At 50.8% G+C, this 16,864-nt stretch carries 18 protein-coding genes and 1 riboswitch; all 18 genes read right to left on the minus strand.

Going from position 1 to position 16,864, the window contains the following annotated elements:
- Positions 1–179 precede the first annotated feature (179 nt).
- A complete protein-coding gene (locus DWX26_RS08575) occupies positions 180–407 on the minus strand; it encodes an HPr family phosphocarrier protein (protein ID WP_022463118.1) in 228 nt (75 codons plus the stop codon).
- Between the two features lie 334 nt (positions 408–741).
- Complete coding sequence (locus DWX26_RS08580) at positions 742–1,566, minus strand: Mrp/NBP35 family ATP-binding protein (protein ID WP_055219741.1); 825 nt, start codon at positions 1,564–1,566, stop codon at positions 742–744.
- Positions 1,567–1,596: 30 nt separating this feature from the next.
- Positions 1,597–1,941 (minus strand): metal-sensing transcriptional repressor, encoded by a 345-nt coding sequence (locus tag DWX26_RS08585; RefSeq protein ID WP_022463116.1) that lies wholly within the window; start codon positions 1,939–1,941, stop codon positions 1,597–1,599.
- A 38-nt stretch (positions 1,942–1,979) separates the two neighbouring features.
- Positions 1,980–2,210, minus strand: coding sequence for a hypothetical protein (locus tag DWX26_RS08590; RefSeq protein ID WP_022463115.1), 231 nt, complete (start codon positions 2,208–2,210; stop codon positions 1,980–1,982).
- Positions 2,211–2,214: 4 nt separating this feature from the next.
- Entirely contained in the window at positions 2,215–2,742 is a 528-nt protein-coding gene (locus tag DWX26_RS08595; RefSeq protein WP_022463114.1) for a DNA-deoxyinosine glycosylase, read from the minus strand.
- The gene (locus tag DWX26_RS08600) at positions 2,729–2,971 is read right to left on the minus strand and encodes a hypothetical protein (RefSeq protein ID WP_022463113.1); all 243 of its coding nucleotides are present in this window, start codon (positions 2,969–2,971) and stop codon (positions 2,729–2,731) included. The genes DWX26_RS08595 and DWX26_RS08600 overlap by 14 nt, the downstream gene beginning before the upstream one ends.
- Positions 2,952–3,137 (minus strand): hypothetical protein, encoded by a 186-nt coding sequence (locus tag DWX26_RS08605; RefSeq protein WP_118601232.1) that lies wholly within the window; start codon positions 3,135–3,137, stop codon positions 2,952–2,954. Before DWX26_RS08605 ends, DWX26_RS08600 begins: the two co-directional genes overlap by 20 nt.
- Before the next feature lie 142 nt (positions 3,138–3,279).
- Positions 3,280–4,458: a phosphoribosylaminoimidazolecarboxamide formyltransferase gene (locus DWX26_RS08610; RefSeq protein WP_022463111.1), complete on the minus strand. Its 1,179-nt coding sequence runs from the start codon at positions 4,456–4,458 to the stop codon at positions 3,280–3,282.
- A gap of 31 nt (positions 4,459–4,489) precedes the next feature.
- On the minus strand, positions 4,490–5,203 hold the full coding sequence (locus tag DWX26_RS08615) for an IMP cyclohydrolase (RefSeq protein WP_118601233.1): 714 nt from the start codon (positions 5,201–5,203) through the stop codon (positions 4,490–4,492).
- A gap of 78 nt (positions 5,204–5,281) precedes the next feature.
- A riboswitch (ZMP/ZTP riboswitch) is annotated at positions 5,282–5,362 on the minus strand.
- Positions 5,363–5,483: 121 nt separating this feature from the next.
- A complete protein-coding gene (locus DWX26_RS08620) occupies positions 5,484–5,966 on the minus strand; it encodes an acyl-CoA thioesterase (RefSeq protein WP_022463109.1) in 483 nt (160 codons plus the stop codon).
- A 41-nt stretch (positions 5,967–6,007) separates the two neighbouring features.
- A complete protein-coding gene (locus tag DWX26_RS08625; RefSeq protein ID WP_055219732.1) occupies positions 6,008–7,285 on the minus strand; it encodes an O-acetylhomoserine aminocarboxypropyltransferase/cysteine synthase family protein in 1,278 nt (425 codons plus the stop codon).
- 158 nt (positions 7,286–7,443) lie between these two features.
- Positions 7,444–9,855, minus strand: coding sequence for a ribonucleoside triphosphate reductase (locus tag DWX26_RS08630; protein ID WP_118601234.1), 2,412 nt, complete (start codon positions 9,853–9,855; stop codon positions 7,444–7,446).
- 247 nt (positions 9,856–10,102) lie between these two features.
- A complete protein-coding gene (gene hflX / locus DWX26_RS08635; protein ID WP_055227015.1) occupies positions 10,103–11,338 on the minus strand; it encodes a GTPase HflX in 1,236 nt (411 codons plus the stop codon).
- An 18-nt stretch (positions 11,339–11,356) separates the two neighbouring features.
- A complete protein-coding gene (locus tag DWX26_RS08640) occupies positions 11,357–12,391 on the minus strand; it encodes a tetratricopeptide repeat protein (RefSeq protein WP_118601235.1) in 1,035 nt (344 codons plus the stop codon).
- Positions 12,388–13,734, minus strand: a complete 1,347-nt coding sequence (glmM, locus tag DWX26_RS08645) for a phosphoglucosamine mutase (RefSeq protein ID WP_118601236.1) — start codon at positions 13,732–13,734, stop codon at positions 12,388–12,390. Before glmM ends, DWX26_RS08640 begins: the two co-directional genes overlap by 4 nt.
- 104 nt (positions 13,735–13,838) lie before the next feature.
- Positions 13,839–14,759: a nucleotidyltransferase family protein gene (locus DWX26_RS08650; RefSeq protein WP_055219722.1), complete on the minus strand. Its 921-nt coding sequence runs from the start codon at positions 14,757–14,759 to the stop codon at positions 13,839–13,841.
- Between the two features lie 92 nt (positions 14,760–14,851).
- The gene (gene prfA, locus DWX26_RS08655) at positions 14,852–15,928 is read right to left on the minus strand and encodes a peptide chain release factor 1 (protein WP_022462136.1); all 1,077 of its coding nucleotides are present in this window, start codon (positions 15,926–15,928) and stop codon (positions 14,852–14,854) included.
- A gap of 75 nt (positions 15,929–16,003) precedes the next feature.
- Positions 16,004–16,861, minus strand: a complete 858-nt coding sequence (gene prmC, locus DWX26_RS08660) for a peptide chain release factor N(5)-glutamine methyltransferase (protein ID WP_055265809.1) — start codon at positions 16,859–16,861, stop codon at positions 16,004–16,006.
- Positions 16,862–16,864: the final 3 nt, after the last annotated feature.

Raw genomic sequence — 16,864 nt, forward strand, 5'->3', positions numbered from 1 at the left:
GGCTCTGAATAGTTATCATTATACAGAAAAAAGGAGACTGCCGCAACAGTCTCCTTTTTTCTCTCTGAAGTTATGTGTCTCGTGTGATTAGTTTTTCTTCAGAAAGTCCCCTGCGCAAATTCTGTCTCTACTCTCGCTGGCGGCGCAGGCTGAATTTTTTTCGTTTCCCTTAATAAAATTTATGCTACAGCAAATTTCTGCAGGGTTTTATTGAATGCCGGGCTGTCACCATAGCAGTGTACGGTGAGATCACGGTTCAGATCCATGCTGAGGATGCCAAGAATGGATTTTGCATCAATAATAACGCGGTTGTAAAAAATGTCAATATCAAAATCACATTTGGAAGCTGCTTTTACAAACTCCTCTACTTCCTCAGTTCCATTGAGTCTTACTACGCAGTGTGACATACGATTCACCTCTTTCTTAATCAATAGCTGTTTGTTTTCCTATCGTTTAGGTAGATTATGCACTTTTTCTCTTTAAATGTCAATATTGAATTTATTTCCTTGTTTTTGCCATATTATGCATGTTTTTATGCAAGTTTTTCTCATTAACCCTTCATATTTGTCGCTTTTTGTCTCATTTGCGCAGTCGTGTGTAACCGGTTACACAAAATCCGTTTAAAATAAAATAGTTTTTGCCAAAAGAAACGTAAAAATCTTGTCAAAAAAACCCGCTTTTCCTTGTAAAATCAAGGAAAAACGAGTTTTTCATGCCATTACTTGCTTCTATATTTAATGATTAGATGTTGATCTTTGCAATATCGGTGTTATCCACTTCTGCAAATCTTCCTTCGTCCACCAGCTCGGCAAACTCCGGATGAATCGGCATTTTGCCGAGAACCGGCACGCCGATCTCGGCTGCGATCTCGTCGATGTGGCTTTCGCCGAAAATGGACAACTTTTTGCCGCAGTCCGGACATACGAGGTAGCTGTAGTTCTCTACGATACCGAGCACCGGAACGCTCATCATCTGTGCCATCTTGTAGGCTTTCATGACGATCATGCGCACCAGATCCTGCGGGGAAGATACGATCACTACGCCGTCTACCGGAAGAGACTGGAAAACGGTCAGCGGAACATCACCGGTTCCTGGCGGCATATCGACGAAGAGATAGTCCAGGTCGCCCCAGATGACGTCGGTCCAGAACTGTTTTACGGTTCCTGCGATGACAGGTCCTCTCCAGATGACCGGCTCTTCCTCGCCCGGAAGCAGGAGGTTGATGGACATTACCTTTACGCCGTTTGCTGCAACTGCCGGGTAAACGCCCTTGTCATCTACGTTTGCAGGTCCTTTCAGGCCATACATTTTCGGGATGGACGGTCCTGTGATATCGGCATCGAGGATACCAACCTTGTAGCCCTCTTTTGCTTTCTGGTTTGCCAGAGATGCGGTTACCATGGATTTACCAACACCGCCCTTGCCGCTGACAACGCCAATGACATGTTTGATCGAAGAATCGGCATTCAGATCAATATGAAAATCCGGTTTGCCCTGTCCTGCTTTGCTTGGACATCCTTCGCAGCTTTCTTTGGAACAGCTCGAATTGCTGCATTCTTTTGCCATGTTTCTTTCCTCTTTTCTTGTTTTTCTTGCTTATTTGACAAAGCGGTCGATCGCCTTATTCAGCTCCTGAATCGCTTTTATGTCCCCATGCTCGACTGCATCGACGATGCAATGTTCAATGTGATCCTCCAGGATAATTTTTCCTGTATTGTTAATGGCCGCCTTCACGGCAGACAGCTGGATCAGAACCTCAGTGCAGTCCCGGCCTTCCTCTACCATCCGCTTGATCGACTCCATGTGTCCGATCGCGCGGGAGAGGCGGTTTAAGACTGCTTTTGTATTTGTATGATGGTGCCCGTGGGCGTGATCGTGGGAATGCTCGATCACGGTGCCGTCTTCCAGCACATGCACATGCGTGTGTTTTTCTTCACTCATCGTTTTTTTCTCCGCTTTTCTGGTATTTTCTGCGCGATTCAGATTTCTGTAAACGTAAACCGCTGGCGGATGCCGGAGGTCTCAATGTCAAAGACCAGAGATCCGTCCGCTTCCACCGTTTTTTCATATTTTAAGTTTTTGTCCGGAAATTTCTGACGGATATACGCCTCCGGGTCATCCGTCTCGATCTCGTCGAAAAAGACGTCCCGCATCTGATTATTGGCACACTCATTAAAAATCTCCCAGACGGTCTCGTACTCTTTTTTCATCCTGTCACTCTCCGTTTCGTAAGACTTCTCCGCACTGGCTCCACTCGCCAAGCAGCCGCTCCACAGACCATGCGGCGTTCGCGGGACTCGTCGACGGAAGACGAACCGCTTCCCGTCCCAGCTGCTTCTCCTGGTACTTCCGGTAATACTTCCACGCGGTCGCCCCGTTGCAGTAAATCTGCCGGATATCGGCGCATTCCAGAATGTCCTGCAGCGGATTCGGCACAACATCGCGGATGCTCGCATCGCTCGAGCCTGTGATGACGCAGGACGCGATCACATCCCAGACAGCGATATGATTCCGGAGCAGAAACGCCTTCTTCTCTTCCACGGTCTGCGGCACCTCTTCCCCGCACACGGCTGCCGTCACTTTCCAGAAACGGTTCTGCGGATGGCCGTAAAAAAATCCGGTCTCCCTGGATTTTACGGACGGAAAACTGCCGAGAATCAGAATCCGGGAATCGGCGCGGTAAACCGGCGGAATCGGATGCACCACCGGGTGCTCATTTTTGTTCTCGTCAGGTCGGCTCATCTTCATCAAACTCCACTACCGTATAGAATCCTCTCGGTGTCTCTTTTACTTCTTTTACGATTCCCTTCCGGGACTGCAGCCTCTCATACGCCTGATAATTCCTGCTCATGGCCACTGCCGGGGTAATCGTATAATAATAGGAGGTAGGCAGTGCGCTTTCTGTCACGTTGACTTCCTGGCCTTCCTCGAGAAGTCCCTGTCGCTCCATTTTAAATTCCATCTGCCGCATATTCCTCATCCTCCTTTTTGCAGCGGGCAAAAGATACGCCCATGGGGTATTTTATCACACTTTTCCGAAAAAGAACAGGGGTTTTCGACAGAAAAAGGCGGTACCAGACCTTCGCCCCCAGAATTTTTGTTTTGATCATTTTCCAGATCTTTTCTCTTGCTTTCATTCACAAATTCTCCGTGTCCAGTATAGCGCAAAAACCCGGATTCCGACTATGCATATTTTGCCGCATGTGCGAAAAAAGAAAGAATCCGGCCGCCCAGAGACCGGATTCTTTCTTCTTATATAAATATAAAACGCATTTCTTTTTAGTGATGGAACAGACGGATTCCTGTAAATGCCATCGCCATGTTGTACTTGTTGCAGCACTCGATGACAGCGTCGTCACGAACCGATCCGCCCGGCTCTGCGATGTACTCGACGCCGCTCTTGTGTGCGCGCTCGATGTTGTCGCTGAACGGGAAGAAGGCATCGGAGCCTAAGGTTACGCCCTTCATCTGGTCGAGCCATGCACGTTTCTCTTCTCTTGTGAAGACTTCCGGTTTTACTTTGAAGATCTTCTCCCATGCGCCGTCTGCGAGAACATCCATGTACTCCTCGCCGATGTAAACGTCGATCGCATTGTCACGGTCTGCGCGGCGGATGCCGTCTACGAACTGCAGATCCAGCACCTTCGGGCACTGACGCAGGAACCAGTTGTCGGCTTTCTGTCCGGCAAGACGGGTGCAGTGCACACGGGACTGCTGGCCTGCGCCGACACCGATGGCCTGACCGTCTTTGACGAAGCATACGGAGTTGGACTGGGTATATTTTAAGGTAATCAGTGCAATCTTCAGATCGCGTTTTGCTGCTTCCGGAATCTCTTTGTTCTCGGTTACCACGTTGGAGAGCAGCTCATCGTCGATCGGCAGCTCCTGGCGGCCCTGCTCAAAGGTAATGCCGAAGACCTGTTTGTGCTCGAGCGGAGCCGGACGGTAATTCTCGTCGATTTTGATGACGCAGTAGTTACCTTTTTTCTTTGCTTTCAGGATTTCCAGTGCTTCATCGGTAAATCCCGGAGCGATGACACCGTCAGAAACCTCGCGTTTGATCAGGGATGCGGTGTCTTTGTCGCAGACATCAGAAAGTGCGATAAAGTCGCCGAAAGAAGACATACGGTCTGCGCCTCTGGCTCTTGCATAAGCGCATGCTAACGGAGAAAGCTCTCCCATATCGTCTACCCAGTAAATTTTACGCAGGGTCTCGTCCAGTGGAAGACCTACGGCTGCACCTGCCGGGGAAACGTGCTTGAAGGAAGTTGCTGCCGGAAGACCGGTGGCTGCTTTCAGCTCACGTACCAGCTGCCAGCCATTGAAGGCATCCAGAAAATTGATATAGCCCGGACGGCCGCTTAATACTTCGATCGGAAGATCTCTGTCATCATCCATGTAAATTCTGGAAGGTTTCTGGTTCGGGTTGCATCCGTATTTTAACGCTAATTCTTTCATGATTTTCTCCTTTCGCAAAACACTCGATTTCTTATTTATTTTTATTCACGATTCTTGTCTCATACTTGCCGGTTGCAATGTCGATATAGCGTGTGAAGAGGGACACCTTGTTGTCCTCGTTTAAGCTGCTCCAGAGCAGTTCGGTGAAGGCATCGATGTCATCCGGAATCTCGACCAGTTTTGGCTCACCCTCAAAGCTTGGCAGCGGATTGCCGTCGTGCATGTAGGTGTGGATGAAATGGCCTTCCCCTGCTACACAGTTATCATAGGAGAAGGTGTAGCGGTTGCACTGGGACGGATCGCCGTTATTGCTCTTTAAGATCGACATCTGGTAGCCGTACATTCCGTTCTCTACGTGCATCACACCGGAAATACGAGGAGTGTAGTTCGGTGCATCCGGCTCAAACTCTCTGCTTCGAAGGGATACCTCAAACGTTTTTCCCTGCTCCAGTCCTTCGTATACGGTATCGGTCTGGTCTCCGTTTGTTACGATCGTATCATTTCCCAGAACGCGTACCGGTGCGTAGATGATCAGGCTCGGATCTTCCAGCTTCGACGGATCAAACGCCTGTGTGCGGATTCCCTCACCCTCCTCAACAAAGACACGGTTGCGGCTGTTCTGGCTTCTGCCCATAATAAAGTATCCGGCAACGGCTTTTGTGCCATCTTTGGATCTGCCGATCACAATTCCTCTTCCTGGATATGCATTTCCTTTTAATTCCTGTTCCAGTGATACTTTTTTCATCTTCTGATCTCCTTTTCAAGGTGGCTGGAATGGGATTTTCTGTTTTTGGATAAAAAAACAGACCCACTCCCCCAAGCATTCTTCTGCCCAGACGGTCGGCCTCTTCTCACGCTATACTCCCTGTGGTCATTTCCACTTCCGTCAGTCGTATAACTGCCTTTACCTTAACATGGAAAATCCCGCCTGTCAAGGGACACGGCGGGATTTTCTTAAAATAAAATTTTCAGAATGCACGAAGACAGCTCCGGTGGATTCTGCAAATGTGCGGGTGAACGTCAACTTAGAACCCCTCTCTGTGACGCTCTTTTCGCAGTTCATAGCGGCGTTTTCCGCCCTCCCACTCGGCCTCCTGCTCCGGGGATTCCAGAATCAGGCCCGGGACGGGAAGTGCGCGGCCGTTCTCGTCGATGGCCACCATCACCACGTAGGCACGGTTGATCATTTTCCGAATGCCGGTCGCAAGCTCTTCCACGTACGTGTCGACGCGCACCTCCATTGAGGTGCGTCCGACATACGTCACTCTTCCAACCAGTACGACGGTGTCGTTCAGAAAAGCAGGATGCTTGAAGTTCAGATTGTCGATGCACGCGGTGGTGATTTCGTGGCCGCAGTGGCGGCGTCCCACCAGACCGGCAAGCTCATCGATCCACGCGACCAGCTGGCCGCCGAACAGACGGCCATAGCCGTTGATATGGCGGTGCATCAGAAGATACGACTGCTCTGTCTCAGAATCTTTTACGCGTTTCTTTGCCATTTCTTCCATTTTACCAATACGCTCCTTTTCACATCCTGTTTTTTGTATCTTTATACGTTCGCAAGCGCCTGATCAAGGTCTGCAATGATATCGTTCACATCCTCGATGCCGACTGACAGACGGATCAGATCCGGCAGAACACCGGCTTCGATGAGCTGCTGATCGTTCAGCTGGCGATGGGTATGGCTTGCCGGGTGCAGAACGCAGCTTCTTGCATCGGCAACGTGTGTTACAATTGCTACCATTTTCAGGCCGTTCGTGAAGCGCATCGCGCCGTCTCTTCCGCCCTTTGGTCCGAAGCAGAGAACGCCGCAGGTTCCGTTCGGCATGTATTTTTCTGCCAGCGCATGGTATTTGCTGTCTGCAAGGCCTGCGTACTCAACCCATGCTACCTTCGGGTGGTTTTTCAGGAACTCTGCCACTTTCTCGGCATTTCTGCAGTGACGCTCCACGCGCAGGTGCAGGGTCTCCAGGCCGACATTCGTCAAGAATGCATTCTGCGGGGACTGGCATGCTCCCATATCGCGCATCAGCTGTGCGGTTGCTTTTGTGATGTATGCTTTTTTGCCGAATTTCTGGGTGTAAATAACACCATGATACGACTCGTCCGGTGTGGTAAGACCCGGGAATTTTTCTGCATGCGCATCCCAGTCGAAGTTTCCGGAATCGACAATCGCTCCGCCGAGCGCCATTGCATGGCCGTCCATGTATTTTGTGGTGGAATGGGTGACAATATCTACACCGAACTCGAACGGACGGCAGTTGATCGGGGTTGCAAAGGTGTTGTCGCAGATCATCGGAACGCCGTGCTCATGTGCAAGTTTAACAAACTTGTCAATGTCAAGTACAACACCTGCCGGGTTGGAAATCGTCTCGGCAAAGACAGCTTTGGTGTTCGGCTGGAATGCTTTTTCCAGCTCCTCTGCCGGCGCATCCTGGTCCACGAGGGTAGTCTCGATGCCGAATCGTTTTAAGGTAACGGCGAGCAGGTTGGAGGTTCCTCCGTAAACCTTTGCCGCGCAGACAACGTGGTCGCCTGCCTCACAGATGTTGGTAACAGCAAGCATCGTTGCCGCCTGGCCGGAAGATGTGAGCATGGCTGCCACGCCGCCCTCCAGATCGCAGATTTTCTGTGCTACGACGTCGTTCGTCGGGTTCTGCAGACGGGAATAGAAATATCCCTCCTCCTCCAGATCGAACAGTTTTCCCATTTCCTCGCTGGTTGCATATTTGAATGTTGTGCTCTGGTAAATCGGAAGTACACGCGGCTCACCGTTTTTCGGCTGCCATCCTCCCTGTACACAGATTGTGTCCTGGCTGTATCCCATAATTTTTCTCCCTTCTGTAAGTGAAACCGGTCCACCGGGCCGATTTCTGCTGTGCTCAGCGCCATAATAATACCCCCACCCGGGATGCCCGGGCGAGGGTATCACTTTTTCCTATTATAACTCTGTTTGTTCTTTCCTGCAACTATATGCGCACAGATTTAGGAGAGATATTCATCCACATATTTCTGGATATTGGAAGCATTCACAATCTTCTGTGCCTGGCCGTCCTCCACAACGAGAAGAGTCGGTGCCTGCATGATGCCGTACTGTGCAGCAAGATCCGGGTGACGCTCTGCGTCGATCACCTCATACTGCTCCTCGGCGAGCATTTCTTTTGCCATTTTGCAGTTCGGGCAGGTGCTTGTCGTGAACAGGTACATACCGTCTTCCTCGATTTTATCTGCTGCTGCAGCGGCTTTCGGCTCTTCTTTTCCAGCGGCCTGCTCTGCCAGTTTCTCTGCTGCGCCGTACGATTTCATTTTCTGCTCCGGCGATTTGGAGTGGATGATATCATATACAGTTCTGTTCTTGTACTCCTGGCGTTTTCCGTCGTTCCAGTTCTTGACCGGACGGTAATATCCCGTGATACGGCTGTAAACCTCTGCCTCTTTTCCGCAGATCGGACATGTAAAGTGCTCGCCGGCGAGATAGCCGTCGTTCGCACAGACAGAATACGTCGGGGACAGCGTGTAGTACGGCAGTTTGTAGTTCTCTGCAATCTTCCGCACAAGGGAAGCTGCTGCTTTCCAGTCCGGCAGTTTTTCGCCAAGGAACGCATGGAAGACAGTTCCCGAGGTGTACAACGTCTGCAGATCATCCTGAATATCAAGCGCAGAGAAAATATCCTCGGTATAGTCCACCGGCAGATGGGAGCTGTTGGTGTAGTACGGGGTATCTCCCTCATGGCCTGCGGTCTTGATATCCGGCCATTTTGCACGGTCGTGTTTTGCCAGACGGTATGCGGTCGACTCCGCCGGAGTTGCCTCAAGGTTGTACAGATCGCCGTACTCCTCCTGGTAATCAGAAAGACGCTCTCTCATATGGTTCAGAACTTCTTTCGTAAACTGCTGTGTCTTCGGATCCTCCAGACCCCTTCCGAGCCATGCGGCATTTAAGCCGGCCTCGTTCATACCGATCAGACCGATGGTTGAGAAGTGGTTCTCAAACGTTCCAAGGTACCGTTTCGTATATGGATACAGTCCCTCGTCCAGGAGGCGGGTAATGACCTCACGTTTCGTCTTTAACGAACGTGCGGCAATATCCATCATATGATCGAGACGGCGGTAGAATTCTTTCTCATCTTTGGACTGATATGCGATACGCGGCATATTGATGGTGACAACGCCGACCGATCCGGTGCTCTCGCCGGAACCAAAGAATCCGCCGGTTTTCTTTCGAAGCTCACGCAGATCCAGGCGGAGACGGCAGCACATGGAGCGCACGTCGCTTGGTTTCATATCGCTGTTGATGTAGTTGGAGAAGTACGGGGTACCGTATTTTGCAGTCATTTCGAACAGCAGACGGTTATTCTCCGTATCGGACCAGTCAAAATCGGATGTGATGGAGTAGGTCGGGATCGGGTACTGGAAGCCTCTTCCGTTGGCATCTCCCTCGATCATCGTCTCGATGAACGCTTTGTTGACCATATCCATCTCTTTTTTACAGTCTTTGTACTTGAAGTCCATCTCCTTGCCGCCGACGATCGCCGGAAGCTCTGCGAGGTCATCCGGTACGGTCCAGTCGAGTGTAATGTTGGAGAACGGTGCCTGGCTTCCCCAGCGGCTCGGTGTGTTGACGCCGTAGATAAACGCCTCGATGCACTTCTTCACTTCGCCGTAGCTTAAGTTGTCCACTTTGACGAACGGCGCCAGATACGTATCAAACGAAGAAAATGCCTGCGCACCTGCCCACTCGTTCTGCATAATGCCAAGGAAGTTGACCATCTGGTTGCACAGAACCGAAAGATGTCTTGCCGGAGAAGAAGTAATCTTTCCGTTGATGCCGCCAAGTCCTTCTTTGATGAGCTGTTTTAACGACCATCCTGCACAGTAGCCGGTCAGCATCGACAGGTCGTGGATGTGAATATCCGCGTTGCGGTGTGCCTCGGCGATCTCGTCATCATAAATCTCTGATAACCAGTAGTTGGCTGTAATCGCGCCGGAATTGCTTAAGATCAGACCGCCGACAGAATACGTTACGGTCGAATTCTCTTTGACACGCCAGTCCTCTACTTTTACGTAGCTGTCCACGATCTCTTTGTAGTCTACGATCGTCGATTTCATGTTGCGGATTTTTTCCCTCTGCTTGCGGTACAGAATGTAAGCTTTTGCCACTTCTGCGTAGCCGCACTGGATCAGCACGTTCTCCACGCTGTCCTGAATTGCCTCCACTGAAATTTTTCCGTCTTTGATCTTGGACTGAAAGTCCGCTGTTACGCGCAGTGCCAGCATCTGAAGCATGTCATCGCTGAACTGCATATCTTTTGCGCCGAATGCTTTTCCAATCGCATCGGTAATCTTTTTCATCTGGAACTCTGCAATCGTTCCGTCTCTCTTTTCTACCTGAAACATGGAATCCCTCCTGTTAATTCAACCGTTTCTGCAAGGCCTTTTTAAGGTTCCACTCTTTGCAGTGTCTGAACCATATGATAGCAGAGCATGTTTCTCCCGTCAATAGTAAAAAGTACCATATCTAGTGTGAAATTTTCTAACATCACTAGATATGGTACTTTTACTTGTGTTCTGTCCCTTCCATTTTTCGGCGCTGTACGGCGCTTAAAGGGATGTACTGCCGTTTTTAAGCCTGCTTGCCATACCTCTATACCCTCGGATAGATATCCTTCGGTACATAGGCTTTTACGCGGATGCCTTCCGGCAGATATTCTTCTTCGAGCAGAATTCCGTATCCGCGGATCAGTGAAATCGTTCCCGCCTTATCGTACGGATAGAGGCGCTCGATATAGATTTTTCCCTCCATCATCCACGAGGAGAGTAAATTTTTGAGGTCTTCGAGTCCCTGTCCTGTTTTGGCAGAGACCGCAAGGCTCGCGTCTGCCCGGAAATCTTTTACAACCATCGGGGCGAGAAGCTTATCCTGCTTGTTCAGCAGGGTGACGATCTTTTTGTCCTCAACTTTCAGTTCCCGCAGTGTGTCATATACCACCTGCATCTGCAGTTCCATCTGTGGATTCGACGTATCCACAACGTGGAGAATATAGTCGGCATACCGTGCTTCCTCCAGCGTACTGCGGAATGCATCGATCAGATGATGTGGCAGCTTATTGATAAATCCAACCGTATCGGTCAGCAGAATTTCCTGTCCATCCGGAAGGGTCAGTGACCGCGTCGTCGTATCCAGCGTGGAAAACAGCATTGCATCTGCCAGAATTTCCGATCCTGTCAGTGCATTTAAAAGACTGCTCTTTCCCGCTGACGTATAGCCTACGAGCGCCGCTACCGGGATTTTGGAACGTTTTCTGCCTTCACGAAGGAGCTCTCTGTGCTGGCGTACTTCCTCAAGCTCACGTTTTAACTGCGTAATACGCGTGCGGATCAGGCGCCGGTCGGTTTCCAGCTTTTTCTCTCCCGGTCCTCTCGTACCGATTCCGCCGCCGAGACGGGAAAGCGACGTGCCAAGGCCGGAAAGTCGGGACGCACGGTACTTTAACTGGGCCAGCTCAACCTGGATTTTACCCTCGCTGCTCACGGCGCGCGCCGCAAAGATATCCAGGATCAAAAGCGTACGGTCCATGATCTTGCATTCCAGTGCTTCCTCCAGCCCTTTTAACTGGATCGAGGAGAGCTCATCGTCGCAGATGATGCCCGTCGCATCGCAGGCGCGCACCAGAATTTTCAATTCCTCTAATTTTCCTTTTCCGATGTACGTTCCCGGATGAATGGCCTCCCGCACCTGCACCAGGCGGCCCTCCACCTTCGCACCGGCGGTGCTGGCCAGTTCCGCCAGCTCGTCGAGCGATTCTTCTGCGTTTGCGCCGCCGTTTTCCTGTACGCCGACCAGAATCACGCGCTCCTGTTCTTCTCTTAAATCAAACAATCCAACTTCCTCCGTCTGTTATCGGTTCTGGAGAAACGTATTTTCCCGCTGCGCCGCGGTGTTTTCCGGGTATGCTGCCAGAAAATCCGCCATCAGCGACTTCGCGGTATCAAAATCCGCCCATTTTTCATAGGATACAATCTGGTTGAACAGCAGATTTTCCCGGTCGGAATCCTCTGCCGTTTTGAGTCCTTCCTCGATATACGAGAGTGCACTGTCCGTGTCGTTTTCCGCAAGTGCGCAGAGCGCCAGCCCGTTGTTGGCTGCCGCCGCAAAGCCATCTGTCGAAAGATACGAAGAAAACAGTGCTTTCGCCTCGTCGTTCTGACCATTGGAAAGGTAAACCTCGCCGAGCATTTCCATCGCCGCGCTGCTGCCGTCCTTCATTGCCTTCGAGAACGCTTTGACCGCCTCGTCCTGCTCCTCCAGATAGTAGTATGCACAGCCGATGTTATAATAATCCTCGGTCGTTTTCGGCTCAATCTTCACTGCTGCTTCGAGGTAACGGTCTCCGTCCGCTTTCATGCTGCTCTCCTGATACAGCTCGTAAATGTCAAGGCAGAGCTGATAGCTCTCCTTCGTCTCCACTGCCGCATCAAAATCCACCTTCGCCTGCTCGTAATTCTTCTGCAGGAAGTACGCGCGGCCCCTAAGGAACAGCGCATCGGCATCGACCTTTTCTTCCTGAATATTGGTGCAGATCTCAATGGCTCCGTCCAGATCTCCGGCCTGTACGCAGGTTTCCGCCTCGTAATACATGACATCGCGCGAAAACTCCGCGTCTTTGTGCTTCATGCTCGAAAGACTGCTCTTGAAAGCCTCTTTTGCCTTGTCATACTCCTGGCTTTTCAGATAAGCGATGCCGAGCGACCGGTAGCTCTCCGCCAGTCGGTCGCCTGCCTTTACGGCTCCCTCCAGCATCGCAATCGACGTTACGTAGTCCTTCTGTTCGAGCGCCTCGATGCCCTTTTTATAAAGCTTTGAATTTTTATTTTCACAGCCGCCAAGCACCATTGCCGCCGCCAGAAAAAAGATTACCAGTCTTTTTTTCATTCTGTCACAAGTCCTTCTTTATGCATCACAGAAACAACCTGGTCTACGTATTTTGCACACGTTGCGTCGTCCGGTGCTTCCACCATGACACGGATCACCGGCTCGGTGCCGCTCTCTCTTACGAGGATGCGTCCGTCATCGCCCAGGGCCTCTGCTACGTCTTCTACTGCTTTCTGTACTGCCGGGTTGGCCTTTGCAGCTGCTTTGTTTGCCACGCGGACATTCTTTAAGAGCTGCGGGTAAATCACTACCTCGGCTGTCAGGGTGCTGAGCGGGATTTTCTTATCTATCAGCACTTCCATCACCATCAGGGAGGTCAGGATTCCGTCACCGGTCGTCGCGTGCTTGCTGAAAATGATGTGGCCGGACTGCTCTCCGCCGAGAGAATAGCCGTTTGCCATCATGTTCTCGCACACGTATTTGTCGCCGACTGCCGTCTTCTCATACCGGATACCGGCGCGGTCACACGCTTTGTAAAGACCGAGGTTTGACATGATCGTGGTCACAATCGTATCTCCGTTTAACTGGCCTTTTTCTTTTAAGTATTTACCGCAGACATACATGATCAGGTCTCCGTCTACCACATTTCCCAGCTCATCGACAGCGATGCAGCGGTCTGCGTCTCCGTCGTAGGCAAATCCGACATCGAGGTGTTTCTCTCTTACATATTTCTGAAGCTCTTCGATGTGGGTGGAACCACAGCCGCAGTTGATGTTTGTTCCGTCCGGCTCGTTGTGGATCACATATGTCTTGGCGCCGATGGCATCAAACACGCTCTTGGCTACGGAAGAGGCACTTCCGTTGGAGCAGTCGAGTCCGACTCTCATGTTTTTAAAGGATTTTGTCGGAATCGAGATCAGGTGTCCAATGTAGCGGTTCCTTCCGGCTGCAAAATCCACGGTGCGTCCGATGTCTTCTCTCGTTGCGAACGGGATCTTCGGTGTTCCGTCGTCGATGTAGGCTTCGATCTGCGCTTCGATGTCGGCTTCCAGTTTCTGTCCCAGGCCGTTGATGACTTTGATTCCGTTGTCATAGAACGGGTTGTGGCTGGCGGAGATCATAATTCCGCAGTCAAAGTTTTCGGTACGGACAACATAGGAAACGCTCGGGGTGGTCGTTACGTGCAGCAGATAAGCGTCTGCTCCCGATGCGGTCAGTCCTGCTACCAGCGAATATTCGAACATGTAGCTGGAGCGTCTGGTGTCTTTTCCAATGACGATCTGTGCTTTGTGGTCTTTTCCGAAATACCATCCGAGGAATCTTCCCACTTTATATGCATGCTCAACCGTCAGATCAATGTTTGCTTCTCCGCGAAATCCATCTGTTCCAAAATATTTACCCATGGTATGCTCCTTTCCCCTTTCGGGCAGAAAGCGTGTCTGAAATTTTTTGCAATCATTCAAACACGCTTTTTCTGGTTATTCACTCAAATAATAAAATATCGTAATTAGTCGTACAGCTTCTCGCTGTATACGCCGTCCGCAATCAGTTTGCGGAATGCTTCTGTTACGGAAGCTTTGTCTTCCTGATACGTTACGCCGAACCACTCTGCGTCGGTCGGAAGAACTTTTACTTCTGCTTTTCCTGCGTGCAGCAGCTCGTCGATGTAGATCGGAAGGAGATACTCGCCTTTTACATCTCCCTCTTTCTGTGCAGAAAGGAATTCAACAAAGCCTTTCTCCAGAAGATCAATGAACTCCGGCTGCAGTCCCCACATGTTCATGGAAACAAGGGAGTTTTTGTCGATCGGATCAACCGTTCCGTCTTCTTTTTCAACGCCTGCGCCCTCTGCGGTCTTTACAATGTTTTTCGTCTCGTTGACACCGGTCAGGTTTCCGTTTTCATCAACGACGCAGACACCTCTTGTAACACCGCCGTTGTCACTTAAGGTGTTTCCAAGCACGAATCCTGCCATGGAGATCGGCATAACTTCATCCACATCATGCTCCTGTACGAGGTAGTCGTGCAGTTTTACGAACGGATCTTTTCCGTAATAGTCATCAGCATTGATAACAGCAAACGGCTCTTTTACAAGACCTTTGCAGGCAAGAACGGCCTGGCCGGTTCCCCACGGTTTGGTACGGCCTTCCGGTTTTGCAAAGCCTGCCGGCAGATCATCGAGCTCCTGGAATGCATATTCCACCTCTGTGATTTTGCTGATGCGGTTGCCGATGACTTCCTTGAAATCTTTCTCCAGATCCTTGCGGATGATGAAGACTACTTTGTTGAAGCCGGCTTCCAGTGCATCGTGGATGGAATAATCCATGATGATCTCCCCGTTTGGTCCTACTGGCTCAAGCTGCTTGATTCCCTTTCCAAATCTGCTGCCGATTCCGGCTGCCATGATCACAAGTGCTGTTTTCTTCATAGCGTTTTTCCTTTCTCTTTTCCCCTTTTTTCTCTTGTTTATTCTATCAACAATCGATCCTGTAGACCAATCGTGATTCGCAGCGTTTATTATTATGCTTCTTCCTGCATGCTGCTCAGCTTTGCGGCCTGATCGGCTGCAATCAGACTGTCGATGATTTCATCCAGATCACCGTTCATGATGGCGTCCAGTTTGTATAAGGTCAGTTTGATTCTGTGATCCGTCACACGTCCCTGTGGGAAGTTGTACGTACGGATCTTCTCGGAGCGGTCTCCCGTTCCGACCTGGCTCTTTCGAAGCTCGGCCATCTCATCGTGCTGTTTCTGCTGCTCTAAGTCGTACAGACGGGCACGCAGAATCTTCAGTGCCTTGTCCTTATTCTTTAACTGTGATTTCTCATCCTGGCAGGAAATGACGATGCCGCTCGGGAAGTGGGTCAGACGGACTGCTGAGTCGGTCGTATTGACACACTGGCCGCCGTTTCCGGAAGCACGGAATACATCGAATTTGTAATCTTTCGGGTCGATCTGTACTTCGACGTCGTCCACCTCCGGCATGATCGCTACGGTCATGGTTGAGGTATGGATTCTTCCGCCGGACTCGGTTTCCGGCACACGCTGTACGCGGTGCGTGCCGCTCTCGTACTTCATCCGGGAGTACGCGCCTGCTCCGTTGATCAGAAGTGTTGCGTCTTTAAAGCCGCCGATTCCGTTTTCATCGGCGCTGGTCAGCTCTGTTTTCCAGCCGCGGCTCTCTGCGTATTTGATGTACATACGGCAGATTTCTGCAGTAAAGAGTGCCGCCTCGTCTCCGCCGGCACCTGCGCGGAACTCTACGATAACGTTCTTGTCATCGTTCGGGTCTTTCGGCAGAAGCAGGACTTTGAGCTCCTGCTCCAGCTCCTCTACGCGTTTTTTCGCATCGGAGAGCTCTTCTTTCAGCATTTCGCGCATCTCTTCGTCGGATTCCTCCTCGAGAAGCATCAGGCTCTCTTCGATGGTCTGTTTCTGTGTTTTATAGTCCTTATATGCGTCTGCGATCGGCTGGAGTTCTGCCTGCTCCTTCATCAGCTTCTGGAACTTCGCCGCATCGGCAGCGACGTCCGGCTCGCTTAACTGATTCAGTACCTCCTCGAGACGCATGAGGATATCATCAAGTTTATCAAACATAAAATGACTGCTCCTTTTTGCTGTTTTCGTCTGTTTATGATGTCATTATGGTGTCAAAATTAAAATTCATTTCTGTCAGGGTTTTTTGTGCCAGATACCGGTCACCACGCGGTCCAGGCCTGCCAGATCTTTCAGAACCTGTACATCGGCAAAGCCGTGGGTTTCCATCAGCTCCCGCACTTCATCTCCCTGATCGTATCCAATTTCAAAACAGAGCTTTCCGCCCTCTTTTAAATAGCTTCCTGCCTGCTCTGTAATCTTCCGGTAAAAGACAAGACCGTCCGCACTGCCGTCGAGTGCCATCCGCGGCTCATGGTCGCGCACCTCCGGCATCAGCGTTTCAATCACATCCGTGCGGATATACGGCGGATTGCTTGCGATCACATCGAAGGTTCCCTCGATGTTTTCAAATAAGTTGCTCTTTACGAACGATGCCCGTCCGCCCGCCTGTACGCCGTTCTTTTCCGCAACCTGTAAGGCTTTCTCGGAGAGATCCGCGCCGATTCCCGTGCAGTCCTCTCTCGTCACAAGAAGCGATATGAGGATGCATCCCGAGCCGGTGCAGAGATCGAGAATCCGTGCATCTTTTGGAAGGCCGCGGAGCGCTTCCTCCACAAGAATCTCGGTGTCCTGCCGCGGAATCAGTACATGCTCATTCACAAAAAACGGGATTCCGTAGAACCACGCCTCTCCGGTCAGCTGCTGCAGCGGAATGTGTTCGCCGCGCTTTCTGACCAGCGCTTCGTACTGCTCCTGCTGTTCTTTTGGCATTTCATCTTCACTGTGTACAAAGTAGGTGCTGTGGCTGATCCCGCAGACATGCTCCAGTAAAAGCCATGCGTCCTGCCGGGCTTCCTCCACCCCCTGCTTTTGTAAGTACAGAATAGCGGATTCCAGTGCAGATTTCAAGTTTTTTCTATCGTGCACACTCATCGG

The organism is Blautia sp. AF19-1 (genome assembly GCF_003479155.1).
Classification (GTDB): Bacteria; Bacillota; Clostridia; order Lachnospirales; family Lachnospiraceae; genus Fusicatenibacter; species Fusicatenibacter saccharivorans.

Bases quoted from the DNA above. Each gene is read 5' to 3' on its own strand.
- DWX26_RS08580 (WP_055219741.1), bottom strand. From the start codon at position 1,566: ATGGCAAAAGAATGCAGCAATTCGAGCTGTTCCAAAGAAAGCTGCGAA.
- DWX26_RS08610 (WP_022463111.1), bottom strand. From the start codon at position 4,458: ATGAAAGAATTAGCGTTAAAATACGGATGCAACCCGAACCAGAAACCT.
- prmC (WP_055265809.1), bottom strand. From the start codon at position 16,861: ATGAGTGTGCACGATAGAAAAAACTTGAAATCTGCACTGGAATCCGCT.
- prfA (WP_022462136.1), bottom strand. From the start codon at position 15,928: ATGTTTGATAAACTTGATGATATCCTCATGCGTCTCGAGGAGGTACTG.
- DWX26_RS08650 (WP_055219722.1), bottom strand. From the start codon at position 14,759: ATGAAGAAAACAGCACTTGTGATCATGGCAGCCGGAATCGGCAGCAGA.
- DWX26_RS08575 (WP_022463118.1), bottom strand. From the start codon at position 407: ATGTCACACTGCGTAGTAAGACTCAATGGAACTGAGGAAGTAGAGGAG.
- DWX26_RS08590 (WP_022463115.1), bottom strand. From the start codon at position 2,210: ATGAAAAAAGAGTACGAGACCGTCTGGGAGATTTTTAATGAGTGTGCC.
- DWX26_RS08595 (WP_022463114.1), bottom strand. From the start codon at position 2,742: ATGAGCCGACCTGACGAGAACAAAAATGAGCACCCGGTGGTGCATCCG.
- DWX26_RS08615 (WP_118601233.1), bottom strand. From the start codon at position 5,203: ATGAAAAAAGTATCACTGGAACAGGAATTAAAAGGAAATGCATATCCA.
- DWX26_RS08625 (WP_055219732.1), bottom strand. From the start codon at position 7,285: ATGGGATACAGCCAGGACACAATCTGTGTACAGGGAGGATGGCAGCCG.
- glmM (WP_118601236.1), bottom strand. From the start codon at position 13,734: ATGGGTAAATATTTTGGAACAGATGGATTTCGCGGAGAAGCAAACATT.
- DWX26_RS08640 (WP_118601235.1), bottom strand. From the start codon at position 12,391: ATGAAAAAAAGACTGGTAATCTTTTTTCTGGCGGCGGCAATGGTGCTT.
- DWX26_RS08630 (WP_118601234.1), bottom strand. From the start codon at position 9,855: ATGTTTCAGGTAGAAAAGAGAGACGGAACGATTGCAGAGTTCCAGATG.
- DWX26_RS08600 (WP_022463113.1), bottom strand. From the start codon at position 2,971: ATGCGGCAGATGGAATTTAAAATGGAGCGACAGGGACTTCTCGAGGAA.
- DWX26_RS08605 (WP_118601232.1), bottom strand. From the start codon at position 3,137: ATGAAAGCAAGAGAAAAGATCTGGAAAATGATCAAAACAAAAATTCTG.
- DWX26_RS08585 (WP_022463116.1), bottom strand. From the start codon at position 1,941: ATGAGTGAAGAAAAACACACGCATGTGCATGTGCTGGAAGACGGCACC.
- DWX26_RS08620 (WP_022463109.1), bottom strand. From the start codon at position 5,966: ATGGAAGAAATGGCAAAGAAACGCGTAAAAGATTCTGAGACAGAGCAG.